General features: G+C 38.2%; 18 protein-coding genes. 15 read left to right on the top strand and 3 right to left on the bottom strand.

All coding sequences use genetic code 11. The annotated features are described in order from the left end of the window. Window positions 1-46 precede the first annotated feature (46 nt). On the top strand, window positions 47-238 hold the full coding sequence (locus ACSVDH_RS15370) for a hypothetical protein (RefSeq protein WP_439253651.1): 192 nt from the start codon (window positions 47-49) through the stop codon (window positions 236-238). A 430-nt stretch (window positions 239-668) separates the two neighbouring features. Here ACSVDH_RS15370 and ACSVDH_RS15365 read toward each other — a convergent pair whose 3' ends face one another. Then, complete coding sequence (locus ACSVDH_RS15365) at window positions 669-2,234, bottom strand: MIR domain-containing protein (protein ID WP_439253652.1); 1,566 nt, start codon at window positions 2,232-2,234, stop codon at window positions 669-671. Window positions 2,235-2,883: 649 nt separating this feature from the next. On the opposite strand from ACSVDH_RS15365, the gene ACSVDH_RS15360 reads away from it, so the two are divergent. From ACSVDH_RS15360 to ACSVDH_RS15330, 7 genes are all read left to right on the top strand, one after another. Continuing rightward, entirely contained in the window at window positions 2,884-3,363 is a 480-nt protein-coding gene (locus ACSVDH_RS15360; protein WP_439253685.1) for a type II toxin-antitoxin system SpoIISA family toxin, read from the top strand. Window positions 3,364-3,519: 156 nt separating this feature from the next. Then, window positions 3,520-4,104: a nucleotidyltransferase family protein gene (locus ACSVDH_RS15355; protein ID WP_439253653.1), complete on the top strand. Its 585-nt coding sequence runs from the start codon at window positions 3,520-3,522 to the stop codon at window positions 4,102-4,104. A gap of 330 nt (window positions 4,105-4,434) precedes the next feature. Continuing rightward, window positions 4,435-6,600, top strand: a complete 2,166-nt coding sequence (locus tag ACSVDH_RS15350) for a xanthine dehydrogenase family protein molybdopterin-binding subunit (RefSeq protein WP_439253654.1) — start codon at window positions 4,435-4,437, stop codon at window positions 6,598-6,600. Beyond that, window positions 6,593-7,069: a (2Fe-2S)-binding protein gene (locus tag ACSVDH_RS15345; protein ID WP_439253655.1), complete on the top strand. Its 477-nt coding sequence runs from the start codon at window positions 6,593-6,595 to the stop codon at window positions 7,067-7,069. The genes ACSVDH_RS15350 and ACSVDH_RS15345 overlap by 8 nt, the downstream gene beginning before the upstream one ends. Beyond that, the gene (locus tag ACSVDH_RS15340) at window positions 7,054-7,932 is read left to right on the top strand and encodes an FAD binding domain-containing protein (protein ID WP_439253657.1); all 879 of its coding nucleotides are present in this window, start codon (window positions 7,054-7,056) and stop codon (window positions 7,930-7,932) included. The genes ACSVDH_RS15345 and ACSVDH_RS15340 overlap by 16 nt, the downstream gene beginning before the upstream one ends. Window positions 7,933-7,950: 18 nt before the next feature. Continuing rightward, entirely contained in the window at window positions 7,951-8,742 is a 792-nt protein-coding gene (locus tag ACSVDH_RS15335) for an XdhC family protein (RefSeq protein ID WP_299094096.1), read from the top strand. 301 nt (window positions 8,743-9,043) lie between these two features. Then, window positions 9,044-10,351: a cell wall-binding repeat-containing protein gene (locus ACSVDH_RS15330; RefSeq protein ID WP_439253658.1), complete on the top strand. Its 1,308-nt coding sequence runs from the start codon at window positions 9,044-9,046 to the stop codon at window positions 10,349-10,351. Window positions 10,352-10,759: 408 nt separating this feature from the next. On the opposite strand, the gene ACSVDH_RS15325 is transcribed toward ACSVDH_RS15330, so the two are convergent. Next, window positions 10,760-10,906 (bottom strand): BH0509 family protein, encoded by a 147-nt coding sequence (locus ACSVDH_RS15325; RefSeq protein ID WP_299094098.1) that lies wholly within the window; start codon window positions 10,904-10,906, stop codon window positions 10,760-10,762. A gap of 910 nt (window positions 10,907-11,816) precedes the next feature. Between ACSVDH_RS15325 and ACSVDH_RS15320 the strand changes: the two genes are divergently transcribed. Both ACSVDH_RS15320 and ACSVDH_RS15315 read left to right on the top strand, forming a co-directional pair. Beyond that, window positions 11,817-12,008 (top strand): hypothetical protein, encoded by a 192-nt coding sequence (locus ACSVDH_RS15320; protein ID WP_299094100.1) that lies wholly within the window; start codon window positions 11,817-11,819, stop codon window positions 12,006-12,008. Between the two features lie 307 nt (window positions 12,009-12,315). Next, entirely contained in the window at window positions 12,316-12,465 is a 150-nt protein-coding gene (locus tag ACSVDH_RS15315) for a hypothetical protein (protein WP_439253659.1), read from the top strand. A 513-nt stretch (window positions 12,466-12,978) separates the two neighbouring features. On the opposite strand, the gene ACSVDH_RS15310 is transcribed toward ACSVDH_RS15315, so the two are convergent. Next, window positions 12,979-14,601 carry a PucR family transcriptional regulator gene (locus ACSVDH_RS15310; protein ID WP_439253660.1) on the bottom strand — a complete coding sequence of 541 codons (1,623 nt, stop codon included), beginning with the start codon at window positions 14,599-14,601 and terminating at the stop codon, window positions 12,979-12,981. Window positions 14,602-14,815: 214 nt separating this feature from the next. Here ACSVDH_RS15310 and allC point away from each other — a divergent pair, with 214 nt between their 5' ends. The 5 genes from allC to ACSVDH_RS15285 all read left to right on the top strand — a co-directional run bounded on the left by allC (window position 14,816) and on the right by ACSVDH_RS15285 (window position 20,934). Beyond that, entirely contained in the window at window positions 14,816-16,063 is a 1,248-nt protein-coding gene (gene allC, locus ACSVDH_RS15305; protein WP_439253661.1) for an allantoate deiminase, read from the top strand. Between the two features lie 31 nt (window positions 16,064-16,094). After that, window positions 16,095-17,318 (top strand): (S)-ureidoglycine--glyoxylate transaminase, encoded by a 1,224-nt coding sequence (gene pucG / locus ACSVDH_RS15300; RefSeq protein WP_439253686.1) that lies wholly within the window; start codon window positions 16,095-16,097, stop codon window positions 17,316-17,318. Between the two features lie 137 nt (window positions 17,319-17,455). Then, complete coding sequence (locus ACSVDH_RS15295) at window positions 17,456-18,808, top strand: uracil/xanthine transporter (RefSeq protein WP_439253662.1); 1,353 nt, start codon at window positions 17,456-17,458, stop codon at window positions 18,806-18,808. Between the two features lie 56 nt (window positions 18,809-18,864). Continuing rightward, complete coding sequence (locus ACSVDH_RS15290) at window positions 18,865-20,040, top strand: amidase (RefSeq protein ID WP_439253663.1); 1,176 nt, start codon at window positions 18,865-18,867, stop codon at window positions 20,038-20,040. A 24-nt stretch (window positions 20,041-20,064) separates the two neighbouring features. Next, a complete protein-coding gene (locus tag ACSVDH_RS15285) occupies window positions 20,065-20,934 on the top strand; it encodes a fumarylacetoacetate hydrolase family protein (protein ID WP_439253664.1) in 870 nt (289 codons plus the stop codon). The last annotated feature ends 158 nt before the right edge of the window (window positions 20,935-21,092 follow it).

The raw sequence follows: 21,092 nt of genomic DNA, 5'->3' as shown, positions 1-21,092 counted from the left end.
TTTTTAAAGATTCTTTCATAATCTTACTATCCTGGGAGGAATTGATGTGTGGATTTTAACCCTTATTTTACAAGACAGCATAAAAATGTTTGAGTATGATAATAAGGATGAAGCAAGAGTAGAGTTTGAAAAAGCAGATGAATGTAAGATTCTCTCTGAGATCGTCCATTATAAGGATTTTGAAAAAAGAGGAAAGTTAAAAACAGCCGAAGTCGGAAATCCTCCTTGGAAATGGTAAGCAGAAACGGTATATGAGTCATACGTTGCTGAGTAAAGAAAACGATTTAACCACTAAAAAAGAGATAAAACAAGTGGACGAAAGCATCTAGGTTTGAATACGATCATGAAATCAATAAAATGAAACGGTATATTCCCAAATCTCGCTTGAATTTATGAAAATGTTCCGATATTAGATCAGTAAGGGAAAAAGAGTTACCGTTATATTTTCTACTAAAGCAAAATGAAAAGGTATGAGTCTACTACAAGATCGGACTCATACCCAACTAATCTTCCTGATAAAATAACCATGTCTACCTATTGGGAGTCACTTCACATTAGGAAGAGAATTTGCTTAATTTCCACTCTGATAGCTACTTAACCAATAGATATAGATGTAAATATCGTTGCAGCTTGTGCTCAATGTACAAAGACTTGAAACCAGTTCCTACTCAGCGAATTTCTAAGAGCCACCACCAGTCATTATCGTCACGGCCACCGAATCCGGTTACCTCCTGTTGGCCTGCAGTCCATTGGGCATGGCTGTGCTCGAGGTGGGAGTGGAGCGTATGGTTCGTGTTCTGGTGGACAAGTCTCACTCGTCGCTGAGCTGTCCACAGACCGCCGCCTTCGAACTCAACCCGCCAGTTATCATTGTTATCTCCCTGGCCTCCAGAACCAAAGCAGGTCACCTCCTGCTGACCAGTGACAGGGGAAGGGTGTCCTGAGTGGCTGTGCAGGTTACGTTTTGTGAGCACGTGCTCGAGCCGGATCACATCACCATGCTTGACTATTTCATTGATCTTAAAGTTTGCATCCGTACCATGCGGCCCCTTGATTCTCCAAAGGTCATTGTCATCGGCTCCCCTGAAGCAGGTGACCTGTTGTTGACCTGAGCTGCCTGCATGGCCATAGTTAAGTGCATGTGAATGAAGAGTCAGCCCTGTCATGAGATGACTGACCTTAATGGTCTGACCGTATCGGACCGCAGCATTGGCCGCCGGTGGCTTGGTCGTGAACACAGGCGGATTCTTCTGCGTGTAGTCGACAACGAAAAAGCCTCTCCATGGGTCGGTATTCGTAGCGTCAAAGTGCGGGTTGCCTGGTTCAGAAGATAAGACGACTTCTCTTCCAACTGTGTTGTTATCGTACACGAATACTTTCATAATATTAGCCTTCGAATGCCACTCATACCCATAGGCTAGAACCTGGTGATTCTCTGATCCGACTTGCGTAAGATTGGTGGCATCGACCATCCCGAGGACAACAGGCTTACCAGCGTCTATGCGCGACCTAAGCTTTGGAAACTCCTCCTCCTTCGTCCAGCGGCTGACTCCCTTTCCTCCAAAAACAGTAGAATGATCGGATGCCGTCGTCCAATGAATATACTTGATGGAGGAAGGAACAAGGAAGCTGTCCATCAGTCGATTGTATAGGTAATCCGCAAGCCAGTGTCCATCAGGGGGTACCTCCGTGTTGAACAGGTTCCCGGTGTATTTTGGAACTGGAATGCCCTTGAGGAAGTAATCGAGAGCAGCAAAAGCCATTCCTCCGCATCTTCCCTCTGTTTCCACTTCTCCATATCCCGGGATATTAGCTATACTGTTGACAAATTTGTTTTGAAACAAAAATCCGTGAACCGCCGGGTTGAAACCAAGCTTTCGATTATGGCGCCATGTTCCCGAATCCCAGAGGGCGTTTCCTTGGCTGGTGTAGATCACCAAGTTCCCATCGTCCTGAAGGGTGAGGTATGCTCCGCCGTTCCCATCGGTGCCAGATGCCCAGACCGCTTGGCCATTAGCCTTGTAGACGACAAGGTTGCCATCACCCTGCATGACTGCTTTCACGGCACCGCTGCCGTTAGTGTTAGACGCCCAAACAGGGATGTTTTTGCCCTTATGTACTTCATAAAGCACGAAATTTCCATCTTCCTGCATGATGAGAAAGGTTCGCCCATTGTTTGCGGTAATTTGTTGGTTTGCCAGAAGTTCATGTCCCGGCTGAAGCTGATTCGCCATCTTTCATCTCTCCATTCTTAATAAAGAACAATAAAATAAATTTGTTACTCAAAATGGATATGTGCTTATTAGTTGTTTTATGCATAGAATCGAAATTTTTAAAGGAAGGCTAGAGAAACCTTTTTTACATTTAGCAATTTTTTTGTTGGATGTTTTTTATATTAAGCTCTACTTTGTCACTCTGAAAAAAGTGAGGACCATTTGAAGGAAGATGGCGAGAGCTAATTCCTGCTTTATTAATGTAAATAAGAGTAAATTCTTAATCGGAAAACAAGCAATTCCCTCCTTATTAATACATTAGACGGAAAATTTTGTATAATTGGAAGGGTATTGCAAAAATAAAATTTAAAAAAACTTTTTTTAAAACTAATAAACTATTGAAAGGAGGGACCAGTGTGAAGACGGAAGAACAGGAGAGAAAGGATATGCGAGCAAAACTATTAAGCATTTGATCTTTATTATCATAGTATGTATTGTATTAAGTGCTATTTGGAACCTATTTGGTATACATTTACATAGTTTTATTGAATTGAATAAATGGTTTCTTTTGCTATTTGTTACTGGAATTGTTCTTTATGTGAGTTGGGCAGAACCAGTTCTTTTTAGAGATTATAAACAAAACTTAAGACGAACTTGATATTTTTTTCTTATTATTGGGATTGTCGTTTTATTTAGTGAGAGCGGATTTCAAACAACGAATTGGCAAAGGTATTTGTATTTGGCTGGTATTTTTATTTTTGTTGATTTGGCACTTTTCTTAACACCAACTATTAAAAAATTTGGCGGAGCTGAAATGGAAACGGTGCAAGAAATTGAAAGCATAAATAAACAAATGCAGAAAGAAATAAAGAAAATACAATCCAAGAGTGCTGTTTACACCAATATTTTGTCAAGACTACAATCGGATCAACTATTGAAAAAGGAATGGACTGATATTGAAGAATATCGGACTGACTTAGAAATTTTCTTGAACTATTATGGAGAAGCATGTATGCAGGAAATTATTGTATTTTACGATTCTGTAGAGGAAACGTTGCCTGTTCAACTCCGAACTGTTTTAGGAATAGAATTAAACAAAGAACAGGAAAATATGTTAGAAAACGAACAGATTGTAGAAGTTCAACAATAATGAAGTTATCTCAAAAACAGGAAATGAGTTATGTGTAACAAGAATTAATTGAGTTAAAGAACTGTCAATGAATACTTTTTATATAATAGTTATAATTACAAATAAATTGTTAGTATAGATAAATAAGATGAAACGATAGATAGAGGGGGATAAAAAATGGAAGCCATCGTCTTAGCTGCTGGATATTCAAGCCGAGCGAATGCATTTAAAATGACTTTGCCGCTGGGGCAAATGAGCGTGTTGGAGCAAACGATTTCTAAATTTGAAGAATTATGCAGCAGGGTCATTGTCGTAGCTGGGTTTAAAATAGAGCTCATTCAAGAGGAAATGGCAAAAATCTGCCAAAAAAATGCCTTTTCATTTCAGATAAAGGTTGTTTATAATGAGAACTTTAACAAGGGAATGTTTACTTCCATTCAAAGGGGCAGCAAAGAAATAATGGCTCCAGCCTTTTTTATAACACCTGGAGATTGTCCGCTTGTAAAAAAAGAAACCGTTCAGCTAATTTCAAAACACAAAGGGAATGTAGTTATTCCAAGCTTTCATTATAAAGGTGGTCACCCTATCAAATTATCAAGCGAAGTGAAACAAAAAATTATCGAAACCAATTCAGAAAGTAATTTACGTGTTGTTCTAGAAGGTTTCGAAAAGGAATACCTTAATGTAGATGACCCGGGAGTAATTATGGATGTCGATACGCCAGAGGATTACCAAAAAGCCATTGATTATCATAAAGGTTAAATTTCTCCATATTTTTTCGTTATTTCAACGCAGCTTCATTCGATCAGCTTTCCGGGTCGAATCAAGCTGCATTTTTATTGTTGTTTTTTTGGAGACCGCACAAGCACTTCCAAGTGAGTACATGAAGCAGAAATTAACTAGCAAGTTAAATTAAAATACTTAGTCAAAAAATCTTACATAAATAGGTAAAGTTTTCCGGAATAAGAATATAATTAAATACAATAAATTCTTGAATAGTCATAAACTAACATTCTCATTTATAGAATCATAGGAAAAGGTTTTTATTCATCATTTGTCGTTTATATAAATGAGTCGAAAGGTGTTGTTGCAATGAATCTAAAGGACATAAGCACTTCAGTACCCAAAAAAGACCATAAAGGGAAAGTATCTGGCCAGTTGGCCTATATTAGTGACGTGAAAGTAGAAAATATGGTTTATGGCGTTTTGTATCGCTCGCCAATTGCTTATGGAAAAATCATATCTATTCAATTACCAAACCTTCCGGACGGATATGAAGCTGTAGGTGCAGAGCATATCCCCGGACCGAATTATGTCAAAATTATTAAAGAAGATCAACCCATTTTTGCTAATGAGTGGGTCAATTATATTGGTGAGCCGATTCTCATGCTCACTGGAAAAGACCTGAATATCCTGTACCGTTTGTTAAATGAAGTGAAGATTGAATTAGAAGAACATCACGCTATCTATACATTGGACGAAGCGATCAAACAAAAATCAGCATCCGGGGTTACTATGGCAAGCTATGAATTCGGGGAAAGCTTAGCGAATATTTTAGCGATTGAGCAGGGAGCACATCAAATCATCGAAGAAGAATATGATACGGGTTATCAGGAGCATGTCTATCTTGAGCCGCAAGGTATGCTCGCCATTTATAAAGATGATGAAATTGTCGTCCAGGGATCGATGCAATGTCTTTATTATATAAAAAATGCATTGCTAAGCGCACTAGCCTGTGGTGACGATGAAGTTAGAGTTGTTCAAAGTCCTACCGGCGGAGGTTTTGGCGGCAAAGAAGATTATCCTTCGATGATGGCTTGTCACGCAGCCGTTGCTGCAAAAGCAGTCAAAAAATCCGTGATGCTCGTGTTCGATCGTTCTGAGGATATGGAGGTTACGACGAAAAGGCATCCTGCCAAACTCAACTATCGGACAGCCCTTGATAAGGAAGGAAATATTTTGAGTATGTGTGTTGACATTTTTCTTGATGGCGGTGCGAATGCGGGATTGAGTTCTGTCGTGCTGCAGCGCGCATTAATAAACAGTGCAGGTGTTTATAACATTCCGCATTTTCATGCAAAAGGCTATGTTTTAAAAACCAATACAGTTCCAAACGGTGCTTTCAGAGGTTTTGGTGCTCCACAAAGCTTTGCCGGAATTGAAAGTCATATTGGACATCTGAGTAAATTGGCAAACATCGAACCACTTGAATATAAACGAAAATACCTTGTCAAACAAGGAGACCCCACCATCACTAAAGGAAAATTTCGAGATCCAATATTAATGGAAGAAATGATTGAGGACTTACTCAACGTGTCAGATTATAAAAAGAAAAAAGCGGCGTTTCAGCGTTTCAATCAGCAAAATCAGCGCTTTAAAAAAGGCATAGGAACTTCGCTGTTCCTCCACGGATGTGGATTTACGGGCAGCGGCGAAAGAGATCATATTAAGGCAACGGTGAAGCTGGTTAAATCAAAGGACGACAAAGTATCGCTAAAAATCTCAAACTCTGATATGGGACAAGGCATTTTGACGACGCTGTGCAAAATTGTCGCTAAAGAACTAGACCTCCCGTACGAAGAAATATTGTACCCTTATCCAGATACAAAAGAGGTTCCCGACTCTGGTCCTACAGTAGCCTCCAGGACGACAATGATCGTGGGAAAATTGCTTGAACGTGCGGCAAAAAAACTTAAATCTCAGTGGCAAATAGGTGTCGAACAGGAAGTAGTTGAGAACTATGTTCACCGTGAAATGATTCCATGGGACGAGAAAACCTTCACAGGAGATGCCTACCCGGCTTATTCATGGGGCGTTAATATCGTTGAAGTAGAAGTTGATCGGTTAACAGGAATTGTAAAGTTGGAAAACGTATACGGCAATTATGAAGTTGGGAAGGTCATCGATGAACGGATTATGAAAGGCCAAATTGACGGTGGTTTAGCTCAAGGATTAGCGTACGGTTATCTAGAAAAGATGACGTCAAAGCAAGGCAGAATCCAGCAAAAAAGTATATCAGATTATGGGCCCCCGACTTCATTGGACGTTGTTTCAATCGAAAGCAAGGTCTTTGATAATCCCTATGCTGATGGTCCATACGGAGCGAAAGGGGCAGGTGAATTGACTTTAATCGGCGGCGCTCCGGCAGTTCAAGCAGCAATTGAGGATGCACTGCAAACTTCTTTTCAGCAAATACCAATTACACCAGAAGTCATTATTGAAAGTTTTTGTGTGAGAGAAGGTGAAGAGGTTGATTAAATTTACACTTAATGGTAGAACAGTAGAAACTGATGCCCCTGCTACAGCAAGATTACTAGATTTAATAAGAGATGAGTTTGAGTTAATCGGAACAAAGGAAGGCTGTGGGGAAGGGGAATGCGGAGCCTGCAGTGTTTTTGTGAATAACCTTCTGCAAAACAGCTGCCTTATTCCAATTGGCTCAATTGATGGAGCTAATATTCAAACGATTGAAGGGATCATGGAAACGGAACAGTTTAAGATTTTAGATGAGAGCTATTCCATTGCCGGAGCAGTACAATGTGGTTATTGCATTCCTGGAATGGTTATGGCAAGTGCAGCTTTATTATCCAAAAACCCTCATCCTTCAGAGACTGACATCCGTGAAGGTATTTCCGGAAATCTGTGCCGATGTACGGGCTACAATATGATTGTAGATGCTATAACTAAAGCAGCTAAAAAAGGGGACGGCTTATGGCAGAACAAATAACCGCGTATCGCTTCGATCGTTTAGACCAAACGCTGAGCCAATTGAATAAAGAAAACTGTATGATCATTGCTGGAGGCACCGATGTCATGGTCCTTCACAAAAGTCGAAGGGGAGTCCCCCCGAAAATCCCAAAACCGATTGTTTTTATTGATCACCTTTCTGAGCTAAAGCGAGTGTATCAAAATCATAAGGATCTCCACATCGGTGCCTGTTGTACCTACAGCGATTTACTTGAAGACCCGTTCATTCCAATCCCATTAAAGAATGCAATCAAAACAATTGCGGCACCGGCAATTAGAAACAGAGGGACATTGGGAGGAAATATTTGCAACGCTTCTCCAGCTGGAGACACACTGCCATTGTTATATGTATACAACGCAAAACTTTTGCTGCGCTCCGTTCATGGTGATCGTGTAGTAGCTATCAGCGATTTTATTCAAGGTCCACGAAGGGTTCAACGCCATCACAATGAAATATTGGTTGAAATTATCTTGCCATCCGTAGTAGAGGAAGGTTCTCGTGTCGTTTTTGAGAAAGTCGGCAACCGCAACGCAGATTCAATTGCCAAAGTATCGTTTGCAGGATTTATCCGGGTAAATGATGCTCAAATCGAGGATGTTCGCTTTTCATTTGGGGCGGTCGGACCTACTATTGTTCGTTCCATTGATATTGAGAAAAAGTTGCTTGGAAAAACCATACCATTAGCAGATGGAGACATCACTCAGATTGTGGCGGCCTTCGATAAAATCATTAAACCAATCGACGATCAACGCTCCACTGCTCTATACAGAAAAACCGTTGCCTTAAATCTTTTACGTTATTTTCTTAGCATGAAGCAATATCAATCGAATGAATGCTTTTAAATAAAGGGGGAGCTATTCATGCTGCTGATGGAAAAAGTGGCCAAGCTGACACGTCAAAACGAAACCTTTGCTTTAGCCATGATTATTGAATCAAAAGGCTCGACTCCCAGCCATGTTGGAAAAATGATTGTATACCGTGATGGTACGATTGAAGGAACTGTCGGAGGGGGCTTGGCTGAACACTATATTATCGAAGAGAGTATAAAGGCAATCCAAAAAGGTCAATCGAAAATTGTTGAATACAAATTGAATAAACATGCAAAAGACGGAATTCAAATGAATTGTGGCGGTACGTTGCGGGTGTTTATTGAAGTCTATACAAGCAGGCCAGAACTCGTTCTGGCTGGTGCCGGTCATTTAGGCTATGCGTTGGCAAAGCTTGCTGATTTTCTTGAATATCCTTATTGCGTTGTCGATGATCGGATTGGTTACTGCACAAAGGAACGCTTTCCTAATGCATCCGACCTTTTTGTAAATGAGGATATTGGAAAGGCAATGCTTGAAGCCAACCTCAATGAGAAGTCTTATGTAGTGATTGTAACAAAAGATCGTGATGATATTGTATTAAAAACGGCACTTCAATTTCCAATCGCATACGTTGGGATGGTCGCCAGCAAGCGCAAGGTCATAAACATATTTGAAAAATTAAAAAGTGAAGGAGTCACACAAGAACAGCTGGAGCAGGTTCACTCTCCAATCGGATTGGAAATTGGCTCGGAAACAACAGAAGAAATTGCAATCAGCATTATCGGGGAAATCATCAAACGAAGCAGGGAAAACAAGCCTATAAAAGTGAAACAATTGAACTGATATGTTATAAAAATAAAAAGGGAAAAAACACTTACAAAAAATGTTTATATATTAATGTTTGTGAGTGTTTTTTTGTTTGGAGAAATGAACATCTTAAAATCCTTTTTATAGCCTAACAAGGAAGCGACAGATACCATAGAATGATTTCATCATAAAATATTCACAATTTAAGCTAAAAAACAGATCAAGAAGAATGAAAAAATGATAAAAATACAGTTCATTATTACTATTAAATATTGTAACTATTCCACAATCTGGTATATAATCTACAAGGGTACAAATTTACTAGGGAGGGAATAAGTTGAAGAAATTGTTAAAGATTGGAACACTTGCTGTATTAACTGGATCACTTTTGTTTTCTTCGGTTCAAGAAACTGAAGCGACTGGTAGTTATATACGAATTTCTGGTTCTGACCGCTTATCAACTGCAATTGAAATTTCTAAAAAAGGTTGGCCAAGTGGTCTTGCAGGAGAAAGAGTTGTTATTTTAGCACGAGCTGATAATCCTGCTGATGCCTTAAGTGCTGCAAGTTTATCTGGTGCTAAAGATGCTCCTATACTATTAACCTATACAAATACGATTTCCACTAAAGTTCTAGATGAAATAAGAAGATTAAATACTTTAAAAGTATATGTTCTTGGTGGAGAAAAAGCGATAAGTAATACAGTTGTTAATACTCTTAAATCAAAAGGATTAGAAGTTGAAAGAATATATGGAAGTGAGAGATATCAAACTGCCTATTACATTAACAGGGAAGCGGGTACAGATACCAACACAAGAGCAATTGTTGCAAGTGGGACATCTGTAGCAGACGCATTATCTGCATCAACCGATTCTGCAATAAATGGGGTGCCAATTTACTTAGTAACAAAAGACACTATTCCTGTAAATATACCTTCCAACATTAAAAGTGTAAATATATATGGTGGAACAGGAGTAGTTAGTAAAAAGGTAGAGGATATTCTAAGATCAAAAGGTATATCAGTGAAAAGATATGCTGGAAAAGATCGATATGATACAAATCGTTTAGCATTAGCTAATTTCCAACCAAATAACGCTATATTAGTACGTGGAACTTCGGTTAGTACAGGAAAAGAAGATTATCCAGATTCTGTAGCAGCTTCAGGTTTGGCTCATCGTAAAAATGCAGCTATTGTTCTATCACATAACACTAACTACATACCAGGCGTTAAAAGTTTAGTTAATAAATTGGGAGTTTATAACATATTTGTTTTAGGTGGTAATATTGCAATTAGCAGTACATTAGTATCTGCTTATCAATCTAGTTATCCAGATCCGATTGGAAAATTACAGATTACAAGCTTAGATTTAGAGAAAGATAAAGTGGTAATAAAAAATGTCGATTCCAGGGATCTAAATTTAACTGGATGGAGATTGTATAGTGCTGATGGAGGACAAACTTTCTACTTTCCAAATAATTATGTTTTGAAGAAAGGTTCGTCAGTCACAGTAGTTTCGGGAAGAGGAGCAACTCATAATCCGCCTTCACAATTATTATGGACAAACTCATATATATGGGAAAATGATGGAGATATAGCAAGAGTTATTAATCCGTTAAATGGCTTAGTAAGTGAAGCAAGAAAGTAAAGGACACTTTATTAAGTGTCTCAGCTTGTTGAAAAACCCCTTTTTTAAATTGCAATTTCGAAAAAGGGGTTTTTTTGTTGTATTATTGTCTTTTAAGAACAACATCCGGATATTAACACATTATGGAAATGTTATATCGACAGCCTGGTACACTTTATTATTTGATTTTAAATGTAAATAACTTAGTTCAAGAGTTGAAAAAAGGTCTCATTAAATTCTATAATTTATTCTTTTTTTCTTATTTACTTTGTTAATAAGTTTTTCATCTACAGTTTCTGTCTCCGAAATAGCATAATTTTTTAAAGCACTCACTTTTTAGTGGGTGTTTTTTCTATTTTCACCAATATATAAATCTGAAAAGCTCCTGTACGGAGTACAAGAGCTTTATTATGATTATTTATTTTCAACTTACATATAATCGTAGACAGAATCTTCAAAATAGAGCCAGTGAAAGTATTCAATCTGCGGATCTGTCATTTCAGAAAGTTCTTTTTGATTGAACTTTTGTTTTTCTAATAAATCTTTTACTTTAGTTTCTCTTGCTAATTGGCTCATTGTTTTGTCCTCCTTATATATAAGAAGTAACGTTGTAGTTACAATCTTGTAAGCGTTTCCTTCATTTTCTTATTTTTATTATACATCTCAAAATGAGATGAAACAAATATCAATTTGAGATTATTTTTCAAAAACTAATATAGAAAAGTTATTTATTGTTATTTGCGTGTAGATGCAATTTTTCCTACCTCCTCAAATGATGTAAGGGGGTAGGACCATTGCTGAAAAATAGAGTTTTGCTGTGAGAATCAAACCTCTGTATGAGTCATACGATTTCATCTATTAGACAAATATTAGTTTTTATAACGGTTTGTTAACAGAAGTTAACAGTCTATTTACAAATAAGTGAATTTCTGATGGTTCGACATATTTCTTTAATTCACTTGTTATAATGGCATTGATTTAGAAGGAAAGGTGTTGACAACTGCTAAATTGAAATAAATGTAAACGCTTTAATTTTCACAAATTCCCCTGATTCCCTAGTGTTTTTGGATCAGCATTAAGCAGCAAGCATCCTTACTACTTTATAAAAAAGGACTTGGATTTATTTTAATAAAATCCTAGATAATACGATACCAGGAGGATTCATGATGGAGATTTTCCTTTATATTTGTACATATCTATTGGGTACGCTTGCTCTAGGCTGGCTGATTACAATCGCTTTTAATCTGTTTATTGAATAGGTACTCGCTAAAAAATAGGATGATGGCTGAAAAAATATGAGAGAAGAGATGAAATGTTTTAATAGCCACAGAAATAATAAACGGAGAATCTAGAAAGAGAGAAATGTGACGAATTTGTTAAAACATACTTGACAGCTACAGCCAGATGATCCATGAAACAGCTAATTCATTTTGAATGTGTTCGTTCTTAAAGATTCTTTAATCTTACTATCCAGGGAGGAATTGATGTGTGGATTTTAACCCTTTTTTTACAAGACAGCATCAAAATGTTTGAGTATGACAATAAGGATGAGGCTAGAGCCGAGTTTGAAAAAGCAGATGATTGTAAGATTCTCTCTGAGATCATCCATTTTAAGGACTTTGAAAAAAGAGGAAAGATAAAAACAAGCGAAGTCAGAAATCCTCCTTGGAAACGGTAAGAAGAAACAATATATGAGTCATACATTGCTGAAAGCTACAATGAGGCTTTAAAAGATGGGTTTATGGATTTTTTAAATTGTTGGGAATCGCATATTACCTATAGCCCGAAAAGAAATGTATGTTGACTTGGAGAAGATTTTTTTGATAAAAAAATATCTATTGTATGGCATTCACCATGGTTGTTGGAGTCATACTAACGCATGGACGAACAGTCAAATGAAATTTACCTTGGATATAATCCAATCAGAAACATACTTAATGTTAAAGTGGAAAATGATAATAGTAATTTTATAAGGAGGTTTAATGATGAAAGATAATGGTGATCAAATTAACGAGGGCTTAAATCAAATACTTGAAATCATCAATGCCAAAGGGGATACAGGTGAATTAAATAAAATAGTGGAAAGGTCCAGCAACGACCTCGATCAGGACAAGGATGATGTTATTACTAAATAAATCTCTTAGCAGGAAAGTTAAAATCGGAAGTAAATGAAGACAACATTAAAAAGATTATTGAGTTAGCATATTAAATACCCATTAAATAGGCATTTTTTTGATAGGCATGTTAATAGTGTAAAGTGAAATTTAGGACAAATAAGGCCGTTTTCAATAAATGATTACAAGAATAATTCTGCTCATAAGCACTAGCACTTTTTCTATTAAACCTGGAGGCTATAAATCAATTGATCATACGATTTCTAAAAATAAACGAAGCCAACCAAATTCGCTAAATCGAGGAGAATATTTCCTTCATCTAAATAAAATTGTTTAGACAAAATATGAATTGGAGGGTGTCCTGAAAGTATGGGGAATGGACGCCCTCGCTCATATTATTACAACAATCATCACTCTTATGATGTTGCTGTTAGGATTGAGTAATCTTCCAGCTTAATGGAAAGAGATAGTCTAGCTCCGAACAGTCTTTTTTCGTTTATAAATGTTCCGTTCGTGTAGTGCCAGACACTAAATTCAATGATTTCCTTGAAGTAAGGCTTTTATTCTAAATGCAAGGCGTAATCGAAGTGTTTCATCAGGTTCTTTTAGACTTCTTCCTATTATTTCTTCACATTTTTCTAAACGATAGATGATGGTATTGCGGTGTACATATAAACGTTTTGCTGCTTCGGAAATTTGGCAATGTGATTCTAAATAAACAGATAAAGTATGGAGCAGATCTTGATAATCTTTTTTCGATTCATTGGCAAATGCTTGAAACGTATCTGTATAAAATTTTTTTAATTGGTCGATAGGAACCATACGTAAGATTTCCGTGACTTCCTTTGGTTGATAAATTTCAATAAATTGTTTTTTACCCAACATATTTCCATAGTAAAGTGCGTCTCTTGCCTCTTTATAGGAGATCGGAACTTGCTTAAGTTGTTCGGCGTAGTTGCTAATCCCAAATGAAATGTTCGAGCGGAAGTGGGTATGAAGCTTTGATTGAATATTTGTTAACAAAGAAAGGAAAGATTGTTCAATGTTTTTCCAAGTGTCATTCAGCTCCAATAGAAATATATAGGAATGATCGATCGTAAATATATGCACGGTTTGATGAAAGGATTGGATTTCAAATTCAATTGCTTCGTAAATGAGCTCATTTTCAGACTGACTTCGCAAATAGGAGATGGTTTTCTCTTCATCCACAATATCACCAACTGCACATATATACCTTTGTTCGTTGTTTAAACCAAATTCTCTTCCACGGCTAATGACTTCTTCATATGTAGAAAATGTCCCATTAATAAAGTTCGTAAAAAACTCATTTTGAAGACGTCTTGAATGTTGTTTTAACGCATTTTCTTTCATTAGTTCAAATGCAATGACATTGGACGCTTGTTCAACAGTTAATATGGTTGAACGGTTGGATGGTGGAATAAACCCTAAGACAGCTAGATAGCTGGACTGTTCATTATGTGTGTAAACTGGGAAAAGTGTAACCGTCTCTCTCGTCTCATTTACCATGGAGAAGCTGGACATAGTTGCTTTTGGAAAATAAAAGGAATACCCATTTACAAGCATTTTTTCCAGGTTATCGATCGAGGTGTTCTTCACCTGATTTCGAACTGGACGTAAATGTGAATTTAACAAGACAACAGGAAATTTAATAAGAGAGGATAAGCGATCAAGAATCTTATCGATTCCTTGTCCACTTATCACGTATTTTGTGAAAAGCTGGTGAGTTTGCATAGCATGATGCAATTCATTTGTACGAACATCAAGAATATAACTCAAGGATTGATTGACAATATCTCCTAACGAAGTATGAACAGGCAGTTCAATTAGTGGAAAATCAAGTTCATTTGCAAGTGTAATAGCCGCTTCTGGTATCTCTTCTAAGAATCGCTTTGTTTTAATGCCTAATCCTGAACATCCTTGTTTCTCCATTTCTCTAATGAGGATTAATAAGGAATCAAGATCATCTTTGAAATGAAACGCAGTTGTAATAAGTAAATCATTTTTCTTTAAAAAATGAATAATATCTGGTGCATCCATCATATTAACTGTATGGACTTCACGTTCAATCCCCTGATTTCCTGCTGTTAAAGTTGCTCCTTCAAAAACCGGAAGACTTAGTAAATCATTTAATTTCATTCATTCTCTCTCCCTTTGTTAGGATAATTAACAGATTCCTTTTCATTTTAATCAAAATTTTAGTTAGTTTAAACAATAAAACAGGAAAATGTTCTACATTTATGTGAATGATTTTCATGGTAAAATTTTTTACAATTGTTTATATTACTTATCATGTTAAAAAATATACCATTATCAGGAGGAAATTCACAAGAAAAACTAAAGGGGGATTACGTTGATTATAAGTGAAAACAAATCACTTGCCTTATTTGATCAAATTGAAGAAATGGTGGAGTGGTTAGCTTCATATGGAAAAAGTAAAAGAAACGGTGTCACACGCACATTGTATTCTGCAAATTGGCAATCGGCTCAGCAAGCTCTAAAAAAACGCATGGAAAAGATCGGTCTCCAAGCCTATTATGATGATGTTGGAAATTTATTTGGAAGATTATCGGCTGCTAATGAAGATGCCTCTACTATTTTAACAGGCTCGCATATTGATACAGTGATAGATGGCGGTAAGTATGATGGAGCATATGGTGTGATAGCGGGGATCATTGCTTTACAATTTTTATATGAACATTATGGGCTACCAAAGAAAAATCTTGAAGTGGTCTCTTTATGTGAGGAAGAGGGAAGTCGTTTTCCTATGACATACTGGGGATCTGGCAGTATTACTGGCGTGAAATCCTTAAAAGATGTTCAAGGACTGACTGATTCACAAGGTATTCCTTTTATAGAGGCGATGCAAGAAGCAGGGTTTGGGAAAGGAAACTATCGAAATCCTATGCGGACCGACCTTGCTTCTTTTATTGAACTGCACATTGAACAAGGCGAAGTTTTAGAACGAGAAGAAAAATCAATCGGCATTGTGAGCCATATCGTAGGACAGAGAAGATACCACGTTACCGTGATCGGTGAAAGCAATCATGCAGGAACAACACCTATGGCTTGGCGGAAAGATGCGATGTACACGGCAGCTGAACTCATTCAATATCTTATCCAGAAAGCGAAAGAAACGTCTCCGGATTTAGTAGCGACGGTCGGACAAATATTCACGGAGCCAAATCTTTCAAATGTCATCCCGGGAAAGACAATGTTTAGTATTGATATTCGCCATTGTGAAGAACATGTTCTTGACGAGTTCTGCCGTGACGTATTCACTCAATTCGAATCGATTGCAAACAAACATCAAACAAAAGTAACGATTCATAATTGGATGAATGAAAAACCAGTAGAAATGTCTGAAAGCTTGATTGAAATCTCAGAAGCGATCTTAACGAGTGAACAAATGCCTTACAAAAAAATGACGAGTGGTGCAGGTCATGACTCACAAATTTTCGGGACATTTTGTCCGACATCGTTATTATTTGTACCTAGCCATAAAGGAATTAGCCATTCGCCAAATGAGTTTACGAGAACAGAAGATTTAGAAAATGGAATCCAACTATTAATCAAGATTTTGTATAAATTAGCGTATTAAGGAGGCTACCAGTTTGAATGTATTTCAAGAAATGAATTCACCTTTGCGTACAATTATGACTCCAGGTCCTGTTGAAGTCGATCCAAGAGTGTTGCGTGCGATGAGCACGCCGATACTAGGACAGTTTGATCCAGCATTTACAAACATGATGAATGAAACAATGGAGATGCTTCGTCAAGTATTTCAAACAAAAAATCAGTGGGCATTTCCGATTGATGGAACATCTAGAGCAGGGATTGAGGCGGTACTAAGTAGTGTCATTAAGCCCGGAGATAAAGTGTTGATACCTATTTTCGGAAGATTCGGTCATTTGTTAACAGAAATTGCCGAGCGAAATGGAGCGGAAATTCATATCATCGAATGTGAGTGGGGCAAAGTATTCGACCAAAGCGTGATCATCGCAGAAATGGAAAGAGTGAAACCGAAAGTACTTGCGATTGTTCATGGTGAAACATCAACAGGCTGTATGCAGCCTTTGGATCAGATTGGACCTGCATGCCGCAAACAGGACGTATTATGTATCGTGGATGCCGTTGCAACGATTGGCGGAACAGAAGTGAAAGTCGATGAATGGAAATTAGATGCCGTCATTGGCGGGACGCAAAAATGTTTATCAGTCCCTTCTGGCATGGCGCCGATTACGTATAATGACCGGATTGAAAAAGTTGTTGCTGGTAGAAAAAAAGTAGAAAGAGGGATTTCCACCGAAGCTGATCAGTCAGATGTTAGCGAACCGATCCGCAGCAATTATTTTGACTTAAGCCAGCTCCAGGATTATTGGGGACCGAGAAGATTAAATCACCATACTGAAGCAACATCCATGCTGTATGCTTTGCGAGAAGGCGTCCGCATTGTATTACAAGAAGGTCTGAAAGAAAGATTCGAAAGGCATCGTTTCCATGAAAAAGCACTAGTAGAAGGAATCAAGGCGATGGGATTAGAATTATTTAATGAAGTCCCATGGAAACTGCCGATGGTTACATGTGTAAAAATTCCTGAAGGTGTTGATGGGGAGTCGGTAAGATCGATGCTGCTACATCAATTTGGGATCGAGATTGCAAGCTCGTTCGGACCACTTCATGGGAAGATTTGGCGAATCGGGACGATGGGCTACAGCTGCCGAAAAGAAAATATCCTGTTTGTGTTAGCAGCTCTTGAAGCTGTATTGATTCGCCACCAAGCACAGGTAAAAACAGGGCAAGCGTTGCAAGCTGCGCTGAACGTATATGAAACAACAAATTTAGTGATGAAATAAATAGACCTTTTGTAATACAACGTTAGCAATGACTGTGGATAGAGTTTTTGACCCTTTCAAGATTGGGGAAATTCTCAATGAGGGTGGAAAACTGTCCGTAAAAATCTGATAAGTCTCGCTAGATAGAAGGTGAATGTATGACGAAACGAATTAAACTGCATCATTGGATTGCCGGGTTACAGTGGCTCTTTTTTCTGTTCACAAATACAGTAGTCATTCCGATTACAGTAGGGGCTGCTTTCCATCTTCCTCAGGAAAAAATGATCTCATTACTTCAATGTTCATTTTTCTTTACTGGGGCAGCGTGTATGTTACAAGCTATGGCAGGACATAAACGATCGGTGATGGAAGGGCAATCAGGTCTGTGGTGGGCAGTTATCTTAAGTTTGTGCTATGCAGCACCTTCTCAAGGGATGTCATTAACTGAATTAGGAGGGAATCTTGCGGTCGGAATCATCATTTCTGGTGTCATGACCATCATCATTGGATTAAGCGGGCTTTCAGCGTTTTTTTCAAAGCTGTTTACCAATGGTGTGATGGCTGTCTTTATGTTTTTATTAGGCTGTCGGTTAAATACGATTTTTCTCCAAGGGATGCTGGGAATCTCGTTTGGGGCACAAACAGGATCTTCACAAATCGATATTCCGATTTTTTTCTTATCAAGTTTTGTGGCTGTTTTCGTCATTTTGTTAAGCATAAAAGCTTCACCTGTAGTCAGTAAATATTCGTTATTAATTGGAATTATGGCAGGGTGGTTCCTATATGCGCTTTTGTTTGATACTGAAGGCATCGATGTATCAGGGAAAATAGACATTGGACTTTTCCCTTTAGGTACACCTCGTTTTGATTTAGGGCTTATTCTAACGGTGGTCATTGCTGGGCTTATTAACATATCCAATACATTTGGCGCTCTAAAAGGGACCGAGGAAATTTATAAAACAAAGACAACAAATAACCAATATCGTCATTCTTTTGCCATAAGCGGTCTATTTACCATCATCGCAGGATTAGCAGGGATGGTACCTTATGCTCCATATGTGTCATCAATCGGGTTTCTGAATCAAACGAAAATTTTGGAGAGGATTCCTTTTATCCTCGGTGGTGGAATGTTTATGTTAATGGGAATCATCCCAGCGGTTAGTCATCTTATGGTGAAACTGCCGTTAAGTGTAGGGAGTGCTGTTTTACTAGTTGCCTATTTACGGCTATTGCAATCCTCCCTGCAATATTTTGCCCGGATCGATTTAACAACAGCTAATAGTTATCGCTTAGCGGTTCCATTATTCGTTGGGATCATTGTTATGACGTTTCCTTCGTCATATTTCGAATCGATTCCAACAATCATACGACCATTACTTAGCAACGGACTGTTACTGGGGATTTTATTATCATTGCTTTTAGAAAATATTCATTTTAATCGATTTACACCGAAAAAACAGCGAAAAGTGTCAAAACATATGTACATGAAAGAAAGCAATGAAAGTGCTTGAAGTGGAAGAAGAAAACCCGCTGTAAGAAAGTTTCACTTAAATTGGAGGTCATTGCAATGATTGATAAATGGAATGCTTACGTAAATCAACATCTACTGCTTGAACCTACTGGCACAGGTCTTCTCAATGAATTGAGCTTTTCTGTAAAAGATGTTTTTGCCATTCAGGGATATACAAATACTGCGGGTAATCCAGATTGGTTACGGACACATGATCCTGCAGACCAACATGCACCGGTCATCGCTACTCTCCTTAAGCACGGAGCAAAACTACAGGGTACGGTCCATACAGATGAACTCATGTACAGCCTGAACGGAGAGAATTTTCATTATGGTACACCTTTGAATCCGAGGGACCCCAACCGGATTCCAGGAGGGTCTTCAAGTGGGTCGGCTGTTGCTGTTTCAGCTGGTTTAGTTGATTTTGCTTTAGGAACAGATACTGGCGGGTCGGTGCGTATTCCTTCATCTTATTGCGGGATTTACGGATTTCGGCCAACACATGGAGTGGTATCGATTGAAGGAGTAATTCCGTTAGCAAAAAGCTTTGATACAGTCGGATGGATGGCAAGAACTCCGAACCGATTAATGGATATAGGCGACCTCCTTATTAATGGACAAAGGACCGATGGAAGTTTCCGTCAGGTTTATTTTGGGGAAGATGCATGGGGCTTGTTGGATCAAGATTCCAAGGAAGTGTTGTCAACCTTTATTCCAAAGCTGGAGAGAAACGTGAATGGTTGTGAGTGGGTACAGATTGCTGAAGAAGGATTAGCAGAATGGGCCAATACATTCCGCATGATTCAAGGGCTGGAGATTTGGAATGAACATGGAGAGTGGATTCGAAATGAAAATCCGACATTTGGCCCGGGGATTGCAGAGAGGTTTCAATGGACGAGTACATTGAAACAGAGTGAAAGTGCACCTTATTTTCAATTAAGAGAAAAAATCTCTCAAGTTATGTCAAATCTTTTAGGGGAAGAAGGACTGTTAGTCATTCCAACAGCTCCAGGACCTGCACCGTTACGAAACCTACACGGAGAAAGAGCAGAGCTTTACCGTGCAAAGGTGATGCAATTAACTTGTATTGCTGGTTTAGCTGGTTTACCTCAAGTAACGATTCCAGTGGAAGTAAACGGACTACCTGTCGGCTTATCATTCATCGCGAATCGGGACAATGATCGCAAGCTATTACATTGGGTGAATGATTTTTTTGAACAAATTCATGACTAGTCGAGAAATGGGGGAGAGCCTGAGATGAAGCTAGCAACGGTAACAATAGAAGGAAAGGAAATGGCGGCAGTGGTCTCGGATGATCATGTCACTCTCATCCAAACGATAAACGAATATGAGGATAAAAATTGGTCTCCTGACCTTTTTGACCTTTTACAAAATGACCAACTGTCAGAGATGGTAAGCTGGTATCAAAATGAAGGTCAGAATAAATTACATCAATTCCCAAGCTTTCTTGCAGAAGAAGTACAATTCGCTCCACTCTATCGGCAGCCTCGTAAAATTTGGGGTGTAGGCATGAATTATATGGAAAAGGCACTTGAGTTGTCTGGACAGCCTCCTGAAGAGGAACCCGTCATTTTTATGAAGCCAGATACGAGTTTAATAGGACCTGAGGAATCGATTAAGCTGCCTGCTCAATCAAAAGAAGTGACAGCAGAGGCAGAGCTTGCTATGATCATAGGAAAAACGTGTAAAAATATAGAAGAAGGGGCGGCGCCATCATATGTTGCCGGCTTTACGACTTCATTAGATATGACGGCCAAGGATATTCATGCGAAGAATCCGCGTTTTATGCAGCGCTCAAAAAGTTTTGATACATTTTTCAGCTTTGGGCCATATCTCATCTCAGCGGATGAATACCAGGATATAAAAACGATAAACGTTGAAACCATTTTAAATGGAGAAGTGGCTCACCGTAATGTTGTCGCAAATATGATGTATCAACCGTGGTACATTATCTCCTTTTTTTCACAAATTATGACATTATCCCCTGGTGATGTCATTATGACCGGCACACCGGGATCTGTCGTCATTCGAAATGGTGATATAGTAGAATGTCGGATTAATGGTTTTAAAGCTTTGCGTAATCCAGTCTTAGGTACTCACTCTTAAGCGAAATGAGTATGCGGAAAAGTCAAGTAACTGCTATTAATGACTTGGGTTTTTTTGTTGATTAACCTTCCTATTTCATAAAAGGATTAATATTTTGTGTAAATTACCCAAACAAAAAACAGAAAATTCACAATTTTACTTAATGAAAAACGAATGAA

It is taken from the genome of Metabacillus sp. Hm71 (genome assembly GCF_051842955.2).
Classification (GTDB): Bacteria; Bacillota; Bacilli; order Bacillales; family Bacillaceae; genus Metabacillus.
The sequence above is the reverse complement of the archived record's forward strand: the minus strand, read 5'-3'. Positions and strand labels throughout refer to the sequence as shown.